Source organism: Gardnerella sp. DNF01199S (assembly GCF_049244155.1).
Lineage (GTDB): Bacteria > Actinomycetota > Actinomycetes > Actinomycetales > Bifidobacteriaceae > Bifidobacterium > Bifidobacterium piotii.
Genome location: NZ_CP058380.1, coordinates 1,466,695 through 1,486,410, shown reverse-complemented (window position 1 = coordinate 1,486,410; position 19,716 = coordinate 1,466,695). Strand labels below are relative to the sequence as shown.

Genomic DNA, 19,716 nt, shown 5'->3' with positions numbered 1-19,716 from the left:
TAATCCTGTTTCTATGCTGAATCCTATAACAAAAATAATTGCTATTTTTACTTTAGGAATCTCATCTATGGCATGGCCAGATCCTTGTCTAGGAATTGCATTTATTGTAGTTCTTTTTGTTGTAGCAATTATTGCAAGGATTGTTGTTCCATATGTAAAACTTATGTTTGGCTTTGGAATACCAATGACATTAATGCTTATGTTTATACAAGGGCTATATAGTCCCAGTAATAAAACCTTTATAGCGGATTTTGGATTTGCAAAACTTGGTCTCGAAGGAATGATTTATGCGGGAAGAGTAGTAGTTACTGTTCTAGTATTTTTGGGCAGTTTTTACATTATGAATAAAACTACTTATATAGGCAGTATGGTCGCTGCTTTAACTGGCATAGGTTTTCCTGCAAAAATAGGTTACTTAGTTTTAGCAAGCTTAAATGTTGTTCCGCAAATGCAAAGACGAATGTCTGTTATTAGCCAGGCTCAAAGCGCTAGAGGGTTAAAAATGTCTGGAAGTGCGATTGGCAGATTGCGTGCGCTAATACCTTTACTTGGGCCTGTTGTTTTAAGCTCTTTGACTGATGCTCAAGAGCGAGGAATGACATTAGAAACGCGTGGCTTTGGTGTAAGTGGAGTAAAAAGAACAAGCATAGTAGAAGTCCAATGGAGAGTTTATGACTCAGTTTTGACTTACATGTTATTACTAATTCTTGCTATCTCTTTAGTCTTGTCTACCTGTTTCTATGTTGGAATTATTCCTTATTATGGGGGTCTAAAATGAATAATATTCTCTCCGTAAAAGATTTTTCATATAGATACAGCGGTAGTAAGAAAAGTGCATTAAAGCATATAAGTTTTGATGTTAAAGAGGGAAGCTTTTTATGTATCATAGGCGCTAACGGATCTGGTAAATCAACATTATGTAATGCATTAGTTGGTTTAATACCGCATTATTTTGTTGGCAAATCGCGTGGGAAAGTGGTTGTTGACGGCAATGATGTTTCTTCTTCTAGTGTAGCTAAACTTTCTAAAACAATCGGTCTAGTATTTCAAAATCCGTTTAATCAACTTAGCTACACTTCGGGCACTGTTGCAGAAGAGCTTGCATATGGATTATGTAATCAAGGTGTTGCTCGTAAGGAGATGACTGAAAAAGTTATTCAAGTTGCAGAATTAATGCGTATAAGTGATATTTTAGACCGAAATCCTCTTGAGCTTTCGGGTGGACAGATTCAAAGAGTTGCATTTGGGTCAACTTTTATTATGGAACCTAAGATTTTGGTTTTAGATGAGTGTACAACACAACTTGATCCACTTGGCAGCGAGGAGATTTTTGACATTGTAAAACGTCTTAATAATAGTGGCGTAACTGTGATTATGGTTGATCACGATATGGAGCGCGTTGCAAGGTGCGCTGATACTGTTATGGTGCTGGATAATGGCGAAGTTTTTACAAGTGGATCGCCTTATGAAGTATTTACAAATCCAGATATTACTAATCACGGAATTGAACCTCCAGATTACGTAAAACTCGGTTTTGCTATTGCTAATTGCGGAGTAAATGTGACTAAAATTCCTATCACCGAGAATCAGGCAGTTGATCTTGTTAAAAGTAGCATACGTTCTAATAAAAGTGAGGTTAACTCATGAAGTTAGATGTTATCAATCTTGTGCACGAATATAAATCGGGGCACAAAGCGCTTGATGGTGTTTCTTTTAGTATTAGCGGCAATGAGCCTGTTGCAATAATTGGTCAAAATGGCGCTGGTAAAACAACGCTTGTTAAGCATTTTAACGGTATTCTTAAAGCAACTTCGGGCAAAGTCTTAATTGATGGGATAAATGTTGATACTAAAGATACCTCTGAATGGGCTTGCGAAGTTGGGTATGTATTCCAAAATCCAGATGACCAGCTGTTTTTAGAGAGTGTTCGTAAAGAATTTTCGTTTGGTCCAGAACAAATAAAAATGGATTCAAAATTAATCGAAGAACGCATGGAATTAGTGTCAAATCTTGTTGGTCTTAACAATAAGTTAGATATTCATCCTTTTGACCTATCTTTAACAGAGAAAAAATTCTGCACTATTGGCGCAATACTTATGATGGATCCAAAAGTCATTATTTTTGATGAGCCTACATGTGGTCAAGATGTTTTAGGAAATCTACGTCTTAAGAAGATTATAAAGACGCTGCAATCTCAAGGAAAATTGTGCATAACAATATCGCATGACATGAAGTTTGTTACGGAGAATTTTAGTCGAATAATTGTTATGCAGTCTGGAAGAGTTTTGTTAGATGGGCCAGCAGAGAAGGTGTTTTCTCAAACGGATATCTTGCGATTATCTTTTGTAACTCCTCCACCGATTACAAGAGTTGCGCAAAAAGTTGGTATGAATGGCACTCCATTTACTGTGCCAGCGTTTGTTGAATTGTTTAACAGTGAAAGGTGAATAATATGGCTGACGTTATTGTACAAATTTATGGAATTAGGACTGTGGAAGATGCGCGTATGGTTGTAAGTCTTGGCGCTAAGCATATTGGCGTAAGCTATGGGCATATTCAACATACTCCAGGTCAGTTGTCTTGCTCGCAAGCAAAAGAGATTTTTAATGGCGTACAACCAGGTGCCGTAAGAATTGGCTTAACGTGTTCGGAGAATATAGACGAAATTAGTGAAGACTTAAATTTAGCAATGCCAGATGTTTTGCATTTATCTGGAAACATAGAAGGTATAACTCCTGAACAAGTTGGTGAGTTAAAAAGTAGGTTTCCTGAGCTTCTTATTATGCAAGCTATACCTGTTCTTAAAGGCGTTCCTTTAGAAGAGCAAAAAGTTCTCCAATATGTTAAAGATTATGAAAAAGTTTCCGACTTCTTTTTAATAGACACAAAATCACCAGATGCTAACGACATAGGCGCAACTGGAATTGAGCACGATAGGTCTATCGATAAGGAGATTATTGACTCTACATCTGTTAAATGCATTATTGCTGGAGGCCTTGATGCTTCTAACGTTGCTGATGCGATTCATGATACTAACCCGTATGGTGTTGACTCATTTAGTCTTACAAATTACAAAGACGAGCGTGCAAATACGTTGAGATGTAAGGATCCTGTAAAAGTGGAAGCTTTTATTAAGGCGGCGTTAAATGCATAATGTTATTGTTGTTGGCGATGCAAATGTAGATATTATAGTTCCTTATCCGCGATTTTTGAATGAGCAAAGAACTATTGTTGAGTATCCTGATGTATCTATTCAAGGTGGAGGTACTTCTGCCAATACTGCTGTTGCGCTTTCTAGATTAGCAGTTAATACATCTTTTGTTGGTTCTATAGGGAATGACCAATATGGTCGTTTTGTTTTAGATGATTTTGCTAAGGAAGGTGTTGACACAACCTATTTGCGCACGCATGCTGAGTTAAATACCGTTGGAGTGTTTGCGTTTGTAGATGAGTTTGGTGAAAGGTATTTGTGGGGTTGGCCAAGAGAGAGCCAATCCTTTAAGGTGCTAGATCTTGATGATCGCATTATGAATGCTGTTAGAAACTCTGATTGGATTCATTCTTCTGGTATGTGCCTTGTGTATAACAATTCTGCAAGAGATTCTATTACGCGCATATTTAGAGAGGCTTATAATTTCGGAATTCCTACTTCATTCGATTTGAATTTACGAGTTGATAATGGCGTATTAAATCCTGATTTTTATGATGCTTTGATGGGAATAATGCCATATGTAACTCATTTATTAGGTTCTGGTCCAGACGAGTTTTCTTATTTAGGAGATGATACATGGGAAAATAATGCAAAAGATTTATCTGTTAACGGACGTACAGTTGTTGCAAGAGATGGTGCAAACGGCTCTATAGGATTTAAGAATAGTAGCGTTATATCTGCTCCACCGTTCAATGTTGATGTTGTAGATACTATAGGTGCTGGCGATATTTATAACGCTGGTTACATAAAATCTATGTTGGATTGTTCTAATATTGAACGATCCTTACTGTATGGGAATGCTGTTGCTGCGTATTCAGTAGCGCATAAAGGTGCTAGGAATTCTCCTAATATCAATCAAATTAATGAATTTTTGTTGCATTATGATGTAAAAACTTTCAAATAACAATTGAGGTTATTGATTAATAAATCATGCAATAAATAATAAGTTACCAAACAATATGATAAGGAAGTCATTAATAATGAGTAATAAAAAGAAAGTAATTTTGGATTGTGATCCAGGTCATGATGATGCATTTGGAATAATGATTGCTGTTAAGCATCTTAATGTTCTAGGAATTACAACAATTGGCGGTAATAGTCCATTAGAAAATGTGACGACTAATGCAATTAAAATTCTTGAAGTTTTAGGCGAGGCAGATAATATTGGTGTTTACCCTGGGCATAGCTGTCCTATGGTTGCGCCTCTTGTTACTGCGCCTCAATTCCATGGTGTTACTGGTCTAGATGGTCCAGTTCTTCCAGATCCTGTTCATACGCCACAGAATAAGCATGCTGTAGATTTTATTGTTGACACAGTTATGAGCACAGATGATGTAACTCTTATAGCTACAGGTCCGCTAACAAACATAGCATCTGCAATAAATAGAGAACCTAGAATTGTTGATAGAGTCAAAGAAATATGCATCATGGGTGGTTCTGTTACTTTTGGAAATTGGACTCCATCGGCAGAATTCAATATTTTTGTTGATCCAGAAGCAGCATCTAGAGTGTTTAATTCTGGAATTCATGTAAAAATGACTGGAATTAATTTAACTCGTCAATGCGATCTTAAAGCAGAGCATGTTGCTAAATTTAGGCAAATTGGAACAAAAGCAGCAATGTTAGCTGCTGATTTAACTGAATTCTTTATAGGAACATGTGCTGAAGAAACAAATCTAACAGGCGCAACAATGCATGATGCTTGTGCTGTAACATGGGTTGCCTTCCCTGAACTTATTAAGGCTGTTCCAATGCATATTGACGTTGAGCTTGATGGAAAGCTAACAAGAGGAATGACTGTATGTGATTACAGGCATCTACGTGGCGAAAATCCAGCTGTTGATTTAGAGCGTACTCCAACTATGGAGCCAAGAGGTAAGGAACCTAACGCAGAAGCAGCTCTTGAGCTAGATTTCCCTGGATTTGTAGATATGCTTTACAAGACTCTTGAAAGTTATAACTAATTTAGTTTTAGAAACAGTATTAAGAAACGCTATTTAGAAACATTGTTCATTATTGACAATCTATAAAGAAAGGGCTTGGGATGAGGTATAAATTAATCCTTTGGGATTTTGATGGAACCATAGCCAGTACAAGCGAAGACGTGTGGCGTTCCATAAACTATGCCGCATGTGCTTGTGGGTCTAAGCTTCCTGAAGGATTTATATCTAATAGTTCTAATTTGAGTAAGTCAACATTAGAAATATTTAAGTACCTCATCCCATATCCTGGATTTGAATTTTATAAAAAATTCGATTCAGATATTAGTAATCATTATAGGAATTTAAATAATTTTCATAGTACGCACATGTATGCGGGCATTGCTCAGCTTATTTTGAAACTTAAAAAATGCGGAGTAATAAATGCAATAGTTACGAATAAGCCATTGGTTGCATTGGAAAAGATTTTGAATATAAAAAAATGGATTGAGCTATTCGACAGTTGGATTTCTCCAGATTCTTTGTATTCTGAATCGAAAGTTTATATGAGCAAGAAAGAAATGATCTCTTTAATGATTAGTAAATATAATATTAGCCCTTTTGATTGTGTATATATTGGAGATTCCTATAGCGACGTTGAGTCTTCTAGAGAAAATTGTGTTGATTGTATTGCTGTATCTTATGGAGACGGTGAAATCTCTGCATTGAAGTTGGCCAGGCCAAAGTATTTAGCTAATTGCGTAAATGACATTTCTTCAGTTCTATTTTCTTCTGATATTGCAAATGAAGAAAGAAACTCTTTGCTGGAGGTTCGGTAATCATGATTAATAATTTTGATCTTTGCATTGGAACTAAGTTTGTGTTTGGCAGGAATGCTCAATGTAAAGTTGGAAAAGAATTAAAAGATAGAGGTATATCCAAGGTTCTTCTTCATTATGATGGGGGAGAATACCTTTCACATATTCTTTTTGATATTAAAAATAGTTTGCATAAATACAATATTGATTTTGTTGATCTTGGTGGAGTTGAGCCAAATCCGAAGCTATCGCTGGTTAGAAAAGGTATTGAAGTTGTAAAAAATAATTGCATTGATGGCATCGTTGCAATTGGAGGTGGTTCGGTAATTGATTCTTCTAAAGCTATAGGTATTGGAGCTGCTGGTAATTGTGATGTATGGGATTATTTTACTGGGTTTGCGAAAGTAAAGTCTAGTTTGCCAGTGTTTTCTGTGCTTACTTTGCCTGCGTCGGGTAGTGAATCAAGCAAAGTAGTGGTTATAAATAATGACTCTGAGCATCTTAAGCTGCTTATATCTAATACAATAGTCAGACCTGTTGTTGCTTTTATGAATCCAGAGCTAACTCTTAGCGTTCCAGCATATCCAACAGCATGCGGAATAGTAGACATGTTTAGTCATATTTGCGAAAGATATTTTAGCGATGATAACGATTTCGGGGTAGTGGATTCAATGTGCGAGGGCGTTCTGCGCACTCTAATTTCCATAGGTCCGCGCTGTTTGGAAAATCTGGAAAACTATGATTTGCGTGCGCAGATTATGTGGATTTCAACAATTGCTCAGAATAATACTTTTAGTATTGGTCGCAATGAAGATTGGTCTACGCACACGTTAGCGAATGAGATTAGTGCTCTATATAACACTCCTCATGGTGCAACATTATCTATAATCATGTGTTCATGGATGAAGGTTGCTTCTAGCAAGAATGCTAAGAGATTTGCTAGATACGCAAAAGAAGTGTTTGGCATTTCTACTGAAGCAAATGTTAGCACTGTAGATAGTGAATCTTATTTAGCAAATAAGGGAATTTTGGAAACTGAAAAGTTTTTCAAATCCTTAGGTATGCCTACGAGTTTTGAAGATGCGGGTTTGCCAAAAGATGGAATCGATAAGATGCTGAGTCAAATTGAGTTCTTTGGTGAAGATAATTCTATAGGTTCCGTTGCAAGGCTAAATCCAGATGATTGTAAAAAAATATATCAGCTTTCTATGCATAGGGAAATCTGTTAGAAAATTCGTTTTTTAGTGGGTATTGCTGATTTAGCTGATTTATAAGTAAATGTTGTTGACATAAGTCAAATGAAGATTTGTGCCAGCGATGCTGCGTCAAAAATATAGGCGTGGCAAAAATATTCCATTTAATTGGAAGAATAGAAGAAAGGAATAGCCATGACTAAAGTTGAAGTCAGTGAGCGAACTAATGGCATTCCAGTTCCTGAAGAGGGAACTGAAGAGTTCGCAAAAATGAATAAAATGGCAAAAGTTGCAATTCCTGTTGTGCTCGCTATTTTTACTCTTGGCGTATTGCAGCAGCAGGCTTTTGGAATGATTTACGTAAATATTGGAGACCAGCTAAAACAAGCAAACCTTGCTCCATTGATCACGTCTTTGCCAGGAATTGTCTTGGGTATTGTGTGCGTTATTTATGGTTCGCTTGGTGATTTTGTGTCGCTAAAGAAGATGATGACATTAGGAACTGTTGTGTTTGTTGCTGCATCGGTTCTTGGATGCTTTGGTCATCTTAATATTTGGATTGTAATTATTGCTAGGATTTTACAATCTGCTGGATGGCAAGTTTCTGGCTCTATATTCTTGGTGCTGGTTTCTAAGTATGTAGAAAAGAAGAAGCGAGTTATTTGGTACGGAATATTTGTTGCAGTATTCCGTGCTGCTGCCGCTTTAGGTGTGTTCCTTGCAGGATATATGACCCTAGTTGATTGGAGAATTCTGTTTGGCATTGGCGTGTTGGCAGTGTTCTTGCTGCCAGTATTGCGTAAGAATCTGCCAGATGAACATTGCAAGGGCGCAAGGATTGATGTTATTGGCTTTGCGCTTATAGGTCTATTTGCAGCATCTGTAACTATGTTCTTTACAGATATGAATTATTTCTGGCTTGCTGCTTGCGTGGTTACGTTAATCGCATTTGTTGTTTATATAAATAAGGCTAAGAACCCATTCATTACACCTAAGATGCTTACAAATCCAGCATTTGCAATGACTATGGTTGTAATCTTTGTTGGATACTTCTTTAGCTACACTTTGAATGCAGGATGCAATGCTATTGGATTAAATGTTTATAAGATTGATTCTTCCCAAGTGTCTAATTGGCTTGTTTGGTCAATCATCTTAGCTGCGATTATGGGATTTGTTGCTGGTCCTATTATTCAAAAGATTGGACGCAAAGCTTCGGTAATTCTCGCTCTTGCGTGCATGGGATGCGGCTTGATTGCAATAGCTATTTTGATTCCTGCAGGTCAGATTTGGGCGCTTGCTGTTGCTCCGTGCATCTACTACTTTGGCACTTCATTCTTCTACCAACCAATTGTTGATACTGCAACTTTGACAGTAGAACCTGAAGAATCTGGTAGAGCTTTAGGATTTAATGATTTGCTTCAAGCTATTACTGGTTCGATTGGTGTATCGTTATTCGGACAGCTTATGGCCAATGGCTCGATGAGCGGAGGATCTATGTTTGGAACAGCAAGCGGCCTTGCTTCCACATATGCAAACGTGTTTATGATAGGCGGAATTATCGTTCTTGCAGCTATGGTTATTTTCATCTTCTCTATGAAGATGATTTATAGCCATTCGCACGTTGAGAAAGATGAGGCGTAGTAGAGTCAGGTATTGTAGTCATGTATTTTAGTAAATAAATTATTTATTGCCGTATTTAACTGTAATTGTTAAATTGCAGAGTATTAGGCATTGTTGAAAATTTTAGAAAGGTTTATAAGCAATAAAAGCCGCAGTGGATTTTTCGTTGCGGCTTTTATTTTGTTGTTGAACACGCTGATTATAACTACAAAATGCGGAAGATTTGCGGTTTCATGTAGTGCGTTTTCGCGATGACCTGCCTTGCGCTACGCTTTAAGTTCTCATGCAAGTAATTGTTCGCGCGGTCTAAGCGCGCGAACGTCTTCGCTTGCGTTGAAAGCACACTGTGCTTTCAACCTTAAGCAAGCTCAGCGCTCCGAATTACCTTTTCGTGCTACGCTTTAAGCGAAAAGGTAATTCGTCGCGCAATCACACTACAGTTTTGTGTAATGCATACTTTCTTCTTTGATTGCCAACTCTTTACATCAACTGTCTTATTTTATTAATTAAGATTTGCGCAGCATTTTTATGTGCTATTTTTCCAGGGTGACTGCATGCGCCAAGATTATTATCGCTAGTATTTTGTAATTCAATATAAAATATTTTCTTGTCGCTCGTTTTATTGCAGAAATCATTAATGGATTGTTTAATAAGATTCTCCAGCCTATTTCCAAGCATCCCATAGCACCAAATTATGGTTGAGTCTGGGTTAATCTTTCTAACTGTTTCTAATAGGTTATTTACGCCGTTTTTAACTATCTTTGCAGACTCATTATCTAAGAAGCCATTTTCACTTGAGTTTAGAGCGTTTTTATCTAAACTTAACTTGAATTTTTTATGCGTTTTCGGGTCTTCCCACTCGTTTGCAAGGCAAGCTGTGGCGTCGTTTGTTCCAAGATTTATAACAATAAAATCAGTGTTGATTACTGGTTTATAGCTATCGTTGCAACCAAATTCAATGTTTCTCCCTTGAGCAGGTTTACAAATTTTTGAGTATATATTTGTTAATGTGCAATTAGGATTATTTTCGCAGTTGCAAACTATTCCCCAGCCTGCTTGAGATATTACGCTAAAATCTGCATTTAAGGCGTCTGACACTATTCTAGGGTATCCATTCCAAGCGCTAAAAATGGCGGAGCAATATTTCTGTATACTCGCATTCGCGCATGCTCCTTCTGCGCTTGTTATACTGTCTCCTATAAATTCAAGGGTTAAAGATGGTTTTTCTGGATTCCTAAAAGTTCCATCATATATGACTTTTTCTATAACAAAAGTTTGGGTTGGGTCTTCGTGCATAAACTGTGTTTCTTTTAGCAAACGTATTTTATGATATCTGTTATCTTCTAAATCGTTAGACAATTGGATTAAGTTAATGCCATTGTTAAGTGCTTGTTTGCTTATTTGGCATCCATCTATGTCTACGCTTACCCAAGGTTCATATTGTGTGTAAGATGACTCAATTACAAGTTTTAGTGAGTTTCCTGAATACAAAAATTCAACGCCGCTTCCAGTCCAATAAGTTGAATAGTATTTTTTGTTTCCACAAGGATTTTTTACATTATTATATCTTCCTAAAACTCTATGTTTTACATCGAATATGTTAGATATTTTTAATCCAGAGTCTAGAATTGCTTGTTCGTTGATTGAGCAGTTTGTGTTATTCATAAAAGCCTTCATCTTGTATTTATAATTTTCGTAAAATAGTCATAGGATAATAAACAGTAATAAAAAGTAATATATTTAATTGGAATTTTTTAGCAGCCAATCTATGTACCAATCAAAAACTTGTCGAATCCTGTACAAGTCTGCAGATTTTCCTATAGAATTCCACCTATTTGCATATTGAACAAACCAATTGTTTATAGTCTGTACAAAGTAAGCTACTTGGTCTTTGCTTATTTTACTGCTGCTATTTGAATATTCTGCGCTTGCGTTAAGAATATACAATCCAAGGCTGTTAAGTATTTGCTGGCCTTGAATGCTTAAAATTGTTGTGTTTATAAAGTCTTTATTTATTCTTTCTTTGAGTGTGTAGCATTTGGAGCAAGAGTACGTTTTATAAAGATCATTTATGCATTTGTACAATGTGTTGTTGTATTTTTCTGCATTTAATATTTGTTGATTTCTATCAGTCAAAAACTGTTTTCTTGCTTCTTTTAGAGATATGTCTTTTTTGAATCCTAATAAGAATAAAACATCTTTGTTTGAATCGCCATTATCATCAAGCTCTTTAAATTGCACCGCGTCTGACCAGCTAAATGCTTGTGAGTGTGATGCTTCTTGAAGAATATTGCATAATTGAGGGCAAACATTATCGGTAAGAATATTGCTTATATCTTTTAATAAGGTATTTAGCGAATTGATATCTGCAAAATCGTGTTCTACATTGTTTTTACTTATCTTGCTAGATCCCCATGAGTATTGAGCAGTCATAATCAAATAAGGCAAAGAGAGAATTGGGTCATTTATATGACCATAATCTCCCCAGTCTGTGAGTAATAATCCACAAGCGTTATTTTTGTGAGCATATTTACACATTTTAGATATGTTGCTAACTGCGCAATCAAAGTCTGGTATTAGTCGATTCCAAGTTTGTGTTCCAGGGCATACGTATTGCTGTGCGTTTTGATTATGTATTAATTTAACACTATCTTCTGTAACGTTTGCTGCATAATTCCAGTTTGCAAAAATAACATTTTTTGGAATGGCGCATAACATATTTGTATGTTTTAATGCAATATCTGCATACATTATTGGCTGTGATCCTATTTCTTGTAACGTATTGCATAATTTTTGAACGTAAGATGAATATAGGTTTGCTACGCCATCTTTTTGCGCAATTTCTTTGCTTTCTCCGCAGCCAAGATCAAAGGTTTCATCTGCACCAATGTTGAATTTATTTGATCTAAATAATGCTGCATAATCTTTAATTCTTTTACTTATGAATGGTATTGTTTGTGGGTTTACAGGATTAAATGTGTGATGCAGCATTCTTTCTACAAAGCTAAACGGCCTTTGTGATTGGTTAGGGAATTCGCCAAGATTTTTATAAGACGGACTTCTTAAAACTTCGTACATATGGCCAAAAGTTGCCATAGTGGGAACAAGCTCAATTCCTCGGTTGTAGCAATATTCGTCTAGTTCAATAATTTCACTGCATGTAAGTGGAGTATGCTTAATCCACGATTCAATAGTATTTTCTAAATCAATAGTATGCTCAACATAAAGCTGTAACTGGTTATATTTGTATAAGCACAATTGATCTACCAAAATTTTTAGCCAAGAAAGCTTAGGTATTCTACCTCTTGAAACGTCGTAAGAGTATGCTCTGACTGGTATTTTTGGAAAGTCTTCAATTTCTATTAAAGGCATACTTGTTCCAAATTGTTTAATTAACTGTCTTATAGTTTGTATTGCAAAACAAATACTCTGAATATCTTTAGCTTCTACAGTGATTATTGCACGATTTATTCTTGGTTGATTATTTGCTAATGACGTATAAATTTTATATTCTTGTGCGCAAAGATCCTTGTTTATTGATACATTTATGGCGCTTTTATAGCCATCCCCGTAGCTAACATTCCAATCAAAATTAAATTGATTTTTTAAGTCTACGCATAACTGTTTTCCAGCAGTAGTAATTCTTGTATCTGGTTTAATATTTTTGAAACTAATATAGCTTGACTCTGGAAGAGTTATGGAGTCATTTCCTGTAATTTTTAATTTTTGTGGATAAGGCACAAGTATTATTGTTGATTCTTTTATATCCATGATTAATGCTTCTTTGCTATTTTTGTTTAAGTTTTATCTTTTAATACATATTCAATATGATTAAAGATTTTTATTGGTAAATATTGGTATATTTTCGTATATTAAAGATGCATAATTCTGTTTTGAATAACAGAAATACATTCCCCAATAAGCGTTATGTCGTTATTACATGTACAGCGTCTTACTGTGCACAAGTGTTTTGGATTATAAGGGCCGTACTCTTGTATGGCTTCTTCCGTGGCGCTTATAAAGACTTTGTTTACAATGTCGGATGGTCCATAAATAACAACATCTGTTAAGTCTAAAAGATTAATAGTTGTTGTAAGAGCTTTTCCTAAATAATGACCAGCTTCAGTTAGTATGTCTATTCTTGCTTGATCAGATGTGAACATTTTTTTATGCAATATTTCTGCAGATATATATGTTTCTAAACATCCCTTTTTTCCACATGTGCAAGTTGGACCATTAGGGTCAATGGTTATATGACCGATTTCTCCTGCAGAATTGTTTATGCCAGTAATTATTGCGTCATTTATTAATATAGATGCTCCAACGCCTAGTGATAATTGTATAAATATAGTGTTTGAGACTCCGTTGCCGAAAAATCTTTCTGCTAGAAGTGCGCTATTTGTATCGTGGTCAATAATAATAGGGCAGTCAAAATATTTGTTTAATTCTTCTTTAAGATTTATATTTTCCCACTTAAGATTTAATGAACGTATAACTTTTCCGTTGTTGTCTACAATTCCAGGAACAGCAATGCCTATTCCCAATATATTATTATTCGATTGCTTTATAAGAGTTTTGCACAATTCAACTATTTTGTCTGCGCTAACATCTGTGTTTTTGTATAGTGATATTTCTGATCGTTTTAATATATCTCCGCATAGGTTGAGGATTGCTCCTTGTATTAAGCATGGTTGAGAAATATCAATAGCTATAATATTCCAATAAGTTGCATCAACTTCTAGTAGTGTTCCTCTTTTTCCTCGTTCTATTTTTGATTCATGCCCACTTTCTATAAGCATGTGGTCATCTAGCATTTCAGAGACAACTGTAGAGATTGATGCTTTTGAAAGTTCGGTCTTTCTTACAAGCATTGCTCTAGAAAGTATTTGCTTTGGGAATAAATAATTGAATACTAGCATTCTATTATTTATTCTTGCGTCTGCGGGTATTGTTTTTTGAGAAACCGTCATCAGCTGATTTATCATCGACTGAGGTATTTGGGTATCTTCCATATTGCATCCCATCTTCAAGCCCTTTTATTTTTATATGTTACATATTATCAGATAAATATATAGTTTGGAACATATACTAAAAGATGTTTTTGGAAATTATTTTTTTGAATTTAAGTTTTTTGTATTAATAAGTTATATTGCGAAACGCCTTTATTTTCAATGTTTTTCTATAAATATTGTAAACGGTATTGCTTTTTTATTTTTTAGTGCAATAATTGTACTTAATCCAATAAATATGGACTTTACTTCAAGGTAGAGGTAATTGTAAGGAGTTTATTATGGCACTTGATTCGCCAATACGTATAGGTGTAGATGTTGGTGGCACAAAGGTGCTGTGTGCAGCTTTTGACACGGACAATAAGCCGATCGCGTATTCTCAAGTGTCTACTCATCAAGGAGAAAAAGAAATCGTTGATGAGGTGTGTAATCTCATATCAAAAGTGATTAAGCAAGTTAATAATATATATGGAAAGGAAGTTGATTTAAGTATCGGTATTGGAGTACCTGGATTAGTGAATCAAAACACTGGTTGCGTATGTGAATCGGTGAATTTGGGATCGCATAATCTAGATTTCAAATCTGAAATCTTAAATAGATTTGGAATAAATGCCTACATTGATAACGATGTTAATGCTGCAGCATTTGGTGCATACCATTATTATGGAGCAAATTCAAGCAGCTTAGTGTTCTTGAATTTAGGCACTGGCGTTTCGGCAGGAGTAGTTATTAATGGGTTGCTTTTCCACGGTTCAACTGGGATTGCAGGAGAGATAGGACACATCGTTGCAGACAAAGATGGTGCAATGTGCCCATGCGGTCAGCGTGGGTGTGTAGAAACAATAATATCTGGAAGCGCTTTAGCGCAAATGTGGCCTACCAAAAATGGATATCCTATTGCATCGTTGCTAAGAGAAGTCTCCAATAAAAATGAAAAGGCTGAAAAGGTCTGGCATAAATTCATATTCACGCTTGTAAGCACAATACAAATGCTCACAGTAACTTTTGACCCAAAAATTATTGTTATCGGCGGTGGCATAAGCAAAATAGGAACAATTTTATTAAAGGATATACAAAAAGTTATTGGTGAACTTGAGACAAAATCGCCATTTTTGTCCTCATTAAATATATCTAATCGTCTAGTGATTGCAGATCAAGAGGTGTTTTTTGGTGCGTTAGGAGCAGCTCTTATCGGCAATCACAATGACGATATAAAAAAGGAGGGAAATAATTAATTACATACATTTTCCAACTAGATATTGCTAATACGTAACTGTTAATACATAAATTGATTTCAAAGGAGAAACATTATGAATGCTATTGGTAAAGGTGTTATTGCTGGATGCGTCTCAATCGCAGCCGCACTATCGTTATGCGCATGCGGTTCTTCTGCAAATAATTCCGAATCTTCTACAGTATCTTTCCAAACTTGGAACCTTAAGAACGATACTTACACTCCATATTTTACAAAACTTATTAGTGAGTTTGAAAAAGAAAATCCTGGAGTAAAAGTCAAGTGGGTTGATCAGCCTGCAGAAAACTATGATTCAAAGTTATCTACGGATGCTGCAGCTGGTCAATTGCCAGATATTGTAAATGTTAACGAACAGCAAGCATACAATCTTGCAAAGTCTGGAGCGTTGCTGAATCTTAGTAAAGAAGCTGCAGGAATGGCCAAGGACTATTTGCCTCAGGTTTGGGATGGATCTAAATTCTCGGGCAACGGTATTGACGAAGGAGTCTACGGATTCCCATGGTACTTGAATATTGATGTTGCTTATTTGAACAAGGATGTTTTTGCTAACTGCGGTCTAGACATTAATAAGCCGCCAAAAACCTACAATGATTTATTTGATCAGGCAAATACGGTTAATGAAAAATGCGGTGGTAAGAGCTACATGATTGCTGTTCCATACGTATTCCCTTCGCAGTTTGAAGAGTATGGTGTTAACTTCTTGAGTAAAGACAGATCAAAGTTTACATTTAACTCTAGCAAGGGTGTTGAGTATATTCAGCATTATGCAGATCTTTATAAGAAGGGTGCCATTCCTAAAGATGGAATGAACGCAAACATAATTAACGCAGAGAAACTATATTTCCAAGGAAACATAGCGTATATGCTTGATTCAACTTCTTCTGTTGCCGCATTTAAGGCAAATGCTCCGCAAGTCTATAAGCAACTTGATGTAGCACCATTGGCAACAAACAAGAAGAATACACTTAACCCAATGCTAATGGCAGTAAATTCTCAAACAAAGAATAAGAAAATGGCTTTGAAGCTCGCTAACTTCTTAACAAACAAGAAGAATCAAGTTGAGTTTTCTAAGAAGTCAAATACTTATCCTTCTGCAGCTGGCGCAATGGATGATCCATTCTTTAAGAGCATTGACGAATCTACTATAGAAGGCAAGGTTCTTAGAGTTGCTAAGGAAGAAATTGACAATGGTACTGTTGCAAACTTCCCGCCAGAGATTTCCGATACTGACGGTGTAAACTATCTATCTCCTGAATTAACTCAGGCAATTCAAGGAGAAAAGGGAGTTAAAGAAGCGCTTGATAAAGCAGTTGCTGCACTAAACGACAGGTTAAAGTAATGATTTCTCCTATGAATAATCCACAAACCGAGTCGGCAGTGAGTCGCAGTAATGCGGCTCCTGCCCCTCGGGGCATCTTCCGTAAAAAATTTAACGAAGATGGATGCATATCTTGGTTATTTGTTCTGCCAGCTTTAATCATACTTATATTGTTTTGCATTTATCCGTTTATAAACACCATCTTAAGATCTTTTACAAACGCTAGAATGCTTATACCTGGGCACAATGTTGGATTTGCAAATTACGTAAAACTATTTGGCGATAGTCGTTTTGTAACTGCTATTTTCAATTCTGCTTTATACACAGTATGCGTTGTGCCATTTATGATTATTTTGCCTCTTATACTTGCTGCTTTAGTGAGTAAAGATTCAAAAATAATAGGATTCTTTAGAACAACCTACTACTTCCCAGTAGTGTTGTCTGCAGTGGTAATAGGGCTTATCTGGACTAACTTGCTCGATACAAGGGGATTAGTTAATTCCATTCTACAGATGATTCACGTAGTAACAGGGCCATTGCCATTCCTTACAGACAGATGGCTAACAATTTTTAGTGCAATGTTTGTAACAATATGGTTAGGTCTTGGATATTACATGATTATTTATTTAGCAGCTTTAGCTAACATAAATAAATCATTGTACGAAGCTGCCGATATAGACGGAGCTGGAATAATGCGCAAATTCTTCTGCATTACAGTACCAGGAGTTAGATCCACAATGACTCTAATAATGATGCTTTCGTCTGTAGCAGCATTCCGAGTGTTTAACGAGGTGTATGTAATTACTCGTGGTACAGGCGGAATAGGCGGAAAAGACATAACAATGACAATGCTGATTCAGCAAGAAGGAACAGGATTGAGTGCTCGTACTGGCTACGCTAGCGCAATAAGCGTTGTTCTGTTAATTATTGTTGGTTTTATAACAGTTATTCAGCAAATATTTGTTCACAGGGGTGCTGGAGATGAAAACTAATAACACTCATCGCGTTAGAATCGGAACGATAGTTCAATATTGCATTCTTGTATTAGTGTTCATATTGCTAGCTGGTCCATTAGTATGGGAAATTGCACTAGCATTTAAGGGCCCTAATGACAATGTTTTTGCAATGCCTCCGTATTTGATTCCGCATGATTTTACAGTGCAAAATTTTGTAAAAGCATTTAGAACAGTTCCTATACTTCACTATTTGTGCAATACATTGATTGTTGTAGCAATGAATGTTTTGGGGAATATAATCGGATGCTCAATGGCTGGATATGCTTTTGGGTGCTTAAAGTTTAAGTTTAGTAAAATCGGTTATTTGCTTTTTGTTGCCGCAATCATCATGCCATGCGAAGGTATTCTTGTTTCTACATTCCTTCTAGTAAAAGGTATGGGATTAACGAATACTCTGTTTGGTTTGGCTTTGCCTGGTTTGATTGGCCCGTTAAACGTATTGCTTATGGTAAATGCGTTTAAATCTGTTCCGCAAGATTTACTAGAAGCTTCAAAAGTAGATGGAGCGAATATTTGGCAAAGATTCGTGTATGTAGCATTGCCGCAGGTAAAAGGAACGCTTACTGTTATTGGAATATTATCATTTGTTGGAAGCTACAACGACTTCTTGTGGCCATTGGTTGCATTAAGCGATGACGATAAATATACGCTTACTGTTGGCTTGAATCGTTTACAAGGAACGTTCTATACGGATCCTAGATTAGTTGCGGCTGGTGCAATAATATCGCTTATTCCTATAGTTGTATTCTTTGCTCTATTCCAAAAGCATCTTTACAAAGGATTACAAGAAGGTGGGTTGAAAGGTTAAAATGAAAGTCTTATTTCTTCCATTAGACGAGCGACCTTGTAACTATAAGTTCCCAGAGCTTTTAGCTAAAAGTAGTGATTTTGACCTTGTAAATGTGCCGTTAGAATTATTAGGCAATAAAAAACAGTCTGCAGATATTAATGGAATAGTTGATTTCTTGATGGATAATGCCAAAAAATGTGATATTGCTATAATATCTGCAGACATGCTTGTATATGGGGGGTTGGTTCCTTCAAGAGTACATAATTTACAAAGCGATTGTTTGCAAAGCAGACTGAGCGTATTGGAAAAGCTCAAAAAAGTTAATCCAAATATGACTTTATTTGTTTTTTGCACTGTTATGCGAGCGCCTGCGTATAACAGCAGCGATGAGGAGCCTGATTATTACGCAGAATATGGCAGGAGTCTTTATTTAAGAGCATATCTGAGTGATAAAAAGATTAGATGCAATGATCTAACACAATCGCAGGAGAAAGAGTTAGAATCTTTTGATATTCCTCAATATGTTATTGATGATTATGAAAATCGTCGTGATAAAAATCTTGGTATTAATATATCAATTCTTGATTTAGTAGCAAATAATACTATTGATTATCTTATTTTTCCACAAGACGATTCTAGTCCATACGGATATACTGCAGTGTCTCAAAGAAGACTTCAATCAGCTGTTTATTCTAAGAGGTTAAACAGTAGAGTTGCTATGTATCCTGGATCAGATGAAGTTGGCATGACTCTGCTTGCAAGAGCGTTTTGTAAATCGCATAGAATAAAGCCTGCCATAAGTGTTGAATATTCGTCTATATTAGGGCCAACAATAGTTCCTTCTTACGAAGATAGGCCTATGTTTGAAAGCCTAAAATCTCATGTTTTAGCTTGTGGAGCAAGGCTTTTAGAAAATTGGGAAGATAGCGATTTAGGTGATTTAAGCGGTTTAAGTGGACTAAACAACATTTGTTTGATGATTAATGCTCCTGGAAAAGTTATGCAAGAAGCAGAATTTTCTGTATCTAATCATGATGTAACGTATGACACGTATAGAAATTTAAATTATTTTACTAATCATATCTGCACGCTAGTTGAATCTGGTAAGAAAGTTGCATTATGTGATAGTGCGTATTCAAATGGTGGGGATTTGCAATTATTAACTTTGCTAGATGATAATAACGTTTTAGACAGAATTATTAGTTATGCGGGATGGAATACAAATTGCAATACTTTGGGAACAGTTTTATCTCAAGCAATTTTAGGCATTGATTCAAAAAGTATAAAGAAAAATATTGCATATAGAATAATCGAAGATGCGTTATATCAATCAAATATTCGATGGAATATAGCTAATAGGATTGATAATTATGGTGGTAATTATTTTGATGTAAAGCCATGCGAAGCGTGGGCTAAGTGCGAAGCTAAAAACTTGTTGCAGAAAGAGTATAGCAAGTTGAATTTATCGAAAGCGCTTCCTTTGAAAATCAATAATGTAGATTTTCCATGGAAAAGGATGTTTGAAGTTAATTTTGATTTGTTGTGAGGCTTATTGTGAGTTTATTGT

Annotated in this window: 17 protein-coding genes; 14 read left to right on the top strand and 3 right to left on the bottom strand. The window is 35.9% G+C overall.

Annotation, left to right across the window (positions count from 1 at the left end; translation table 11 throughout):
- The first annotated feature begins 13 nt into the window (after positions 1–13).
- From HXT45_RS06065 to HXT45_RS06025, 9 genes are all read left to right on the top strand, one after another.
- A complete protein-coding gene (locus HXT45_RS06065) occupies positions 14–778 on the top strand; it encodes an energy-coupling factor transporter transmembrane component T (protein ID WP_020757488.1) in 765 nt (254 codons plus the stop codon).
- Positions 775–1,647, top strand: a complete 873-nt coding sequence (locus tag HXT45_RS06060) for an energy-coupling factor ABC transporter ATP-binding protein (protein ID WP_004133372.1) — start codon at positions 775–777, stop codon at positions 1,645–1,647. Before HXT45_RS06065 ends, HXT45_RS06060 begins: the two co-directional genes overlap by 4 nt.
- The gene (locus HXT45_RS06055) at positions 1,644–2,447 is read left to right on the top strand and encodes an energy-coupling factor ABC transporter ATP-binding protein (RefSeq protein WP_004133370.1); all 804 of its coding nucleotides are present in this window, start codon (positions 1,644–1,646) and stop codon (positions 2,445–2,447) included. Before HXT45_RS06060 ends, HXT45_RS06055 begins: the two co-directional genes overlap by 4 nt.
- 5 nt (positions 2,448–2,452) lie before the next feature.
- Positions 2,453–3,154 carry a phosphoribosylanthranilate isomerase gene (locus tag HXT45_RS06050; protein ID WP_004133368.1) on the top strand — a complete coding sequence of 234 codons (702 nt, stop codon included), beginning with the start codon at positions 2,453–2,455 and terminating at the stop codon, positions 3,152–3,154.
- Entirely contained in the window at positions 3,147–4,115 is a 969-nt protein-coding gene (locus HXT45_RS06045; protein ID WP_020973637.1) for a carbohydrate kinase family protein, read from the top strand. The genes HXT45_RS06050 and HXT45_RS06045 overlap by 8 nt, the downstream gene beginning before the upstream one ends.
- 76 nt (positions 4,116–4,191) lie before the next feature.
- Positions 4,192–5,175 (top strand): nucleoside hydrolase, encoded by a 984-nt coding sequence (locus HXT45_RS06040; protein WP_004133365.1) that lies wholly within the window; start codon positions 4,192–4,194, stop codon positions 5,173–5,175.
- An 80-nt stretch (positions 5,176–5,255) separates the two neighbouring features.
- Positions 5,256–5,969, top strand: a complete 714-nt coding sequence (locus HXT45_RS06035; RefSeq protein ID WP_128832025.1) for an HAD family hydrolase — start codon at positions 5,256–5,258, stop codon at positions 5,967–5,969.
- 2 nt (positions 5,970–5,971) lie between these two features.
- Entirely contained in the window at positions 5,972–7,177 is a 1,206-nt protein-coding gene (locus HXT45_RS06030; protein ID WP_016785560.1) for an iron-containing alcohol dehydrogenase, read from the top strand.
- Between the two features lie 159 nt (positions 7,178–7,336).
- A complete protein-coding gene (locus HXT45_RS06025; protein WP_016635358.1) occupies positions 7,337–8,782 on the top strand; it encodes an MFS transporter in 1,446 nt (481 codons plus the stop codon).
- A gap of 459 nt (positions 8,783–9,241) precedes the next feature.
- Here HXT45_RS06025 and HXT45_RS06020 read toward each other — a convergent pair whose 3' ends face one another.
- From HXT45_RS06020 to HXT45_RS06010, 3 genes are all read right to left on the bottom strand, one after another.
- Positions 9,242–10,426, bottom strand: a complete 1,185-nt coding sequence (locus HXT45_RS06020; protein ID WP_421781660.1) for a GDSL family lipase — start codon at positions 10,424–10,426, stop codon at positions 9,242–9,244.
- 75 nt (positions 10,427–10,501) lie between these two features.
- The gene (locus HXT45_RS06015) at positions 10,502–12,532 is read right to left on the bottom strand and encodes a family 20 glycosylhydrolase (protein WP_128832027.1); all 2,031 of its coding nucleotides are present in this window, start codon (positions 12,530–12,532) and stop codon (positions 10,502–10,504) included.
- Between the two features lie 101 nt (positions 12,533–12,633).
- A complete protein-coding gene (locus tag HXT45_RS06010; protein WP_128832028.1) occupies positions 12,634–13,773 on the bottom strand; it encodes an ROK family protein in 1,140 nt (379 codons plus the stop codon).
- A 278-nt stretch (positions 13,774–14,051) separates the two neighbouring features.
- Here HXT45_RS06010 and HXT45_RS06005 point away from each other — a divergent pair, with 278 nt between their 5' ends.
- From HXT45_RS06005 to HXT45_RS05985, 5 genes are all read left to right on the top strand, one after another.
- Positions 14,052–15,005, top strand: a complete 954-nt coding sequence (locus tag HXT45_RS06005; RefSeq protein ID WP_128832029.1) for an ROK family protein — start codon at positions 14,052–14,054, stop codon at positions 15,003–15,005.
- A gap of 75 nt (positions 15,006–15,080) precedes the next feature.
- Positions 15,081–16,364, top strand: a complete 1,284-nt coding sequence (locus tag HXT45_RS06000; RefSeq protein WP_016785565.1) for an ABC transporter substrate-binding protein — start codon at positions 15,081–15,083, stop codon at positions 16,362–16,364.
- Positions 16,364–17,335: a carbohydrate ABC transporter permease gene (locus HXT45_RS05995; RefSeq protein ID WP_004131799.1), complete on the top strand. Its 972-nt coding sequence runs from the start codon at positions 16,364–16,366 to the stop codon at positions 17,333–17,335. The genes HXT45_RS06000 and HXT45_RS05995 overlap by 1 nt, the downstream gene beginning before the upstream one ends.
- Complete coding sequence (locus HXT45_RS05990) at positions 17,325–18,167, top strand: carbohydrate ABC transporter permease (protein WP_102704738.1); 843 nt, start codon at positions 17,325–17,327, stop codon at positions 18,165–18,167. The genes HXT45_RS05995 and HXT45_RS05990 overlap by 11 nt, the downstream gene beginning before the upstream one ends.
- A gap of 1 nt (position 18,168) precedes the next feature.
- Positions 18,169–19,695, top strand: coding sequence for a DUF4127 family protein (locus HXT45_RS05985; protein ID WP_128832030.1), 1,527 nt, complete (start codon positions 18,169–18,171; stop codon positions 19,693–19,695).
- The last annotated feature ends 21 nt before the right edge of the window (positions 19,696–19,716 follow it).